Source organism: Rhodococcus yananensis, from assembly GCF_020515525.1.
GTDB classification, from domain to species: domain Bacteria; phylum Actinomycetota; class Actinomycetes; order Mycobacteriales; family Mycobacteriaceae; genus Rhodococcus; species Rhodococcus yananensis.
In genome coordinates this window covers 1-536 of sequence record NZ_JAIYEP010000176.1, presented here as the reverse complement: position 1 = coordinate 536, position 536 = coordinate 1, and the positions used below count along the sequence as shown (strand labels likewise).

Below are 536 nucleotides of genomic sequence, written 5' to 3'. Positions count from 1 at the left end.
CGGGTGGCCCAGTCGGCGATGGCGTAGTACGACCGGGCACCGGCGGAGACCGCGCACAACGCCACGGTGATCAACGAGGGTAGTCGGTAGCGGCGGCCGCGGCGGGCACGTGGATCGGGCACTGATTCGAGTGTGGTGAGCAGCTCCGGCAGTTGCGCGACGTCGTCGACAGCGGCGTGCCACCGGGCCAGTTGGTCAAGGCAGGGGTCGATCAGGGACACTGTCCCGGCGGGCATGGGTGACTCCTCGTGGACGATCTGGATGCGTGAGACACATCCATGATCAATCCCTGTCCCCATGCCCGCGCAATCGGCCCGAACAATGCCCCAGATTTCCTTATAGACCCAGTTCAGGGGCCTGCTAGTCAACAACTACAGCACGCTGGGGTAGGGACCACCGTGGCGCGCTATCGCGGATGTGAATCGCCCCGGGTCTGTCGGAGGCTCTCGAACCTGTGAAGGATGGAGAGCATGGCAGCACCACGGAAGTACAGCGTTGAGCTGAAGGAACGAGCAACGAGGATGGCGGTCGAAGCC

General features: G+C 64.2%; 1 protein-coding gene. It reads right to left on the bottom strand.

Translation table 11 applies throughout. The annotated features are described in order from the left end of the window. On the bottom strand, positions 1 to 236 hold a 236-nt coding region (locus LDQ05_RS19655; protein ID WP_226438628.1), incomplete at its 3' end, for a transposase family protein. Positions 237 to 536 lie beyond the last annotated feature (300 nt).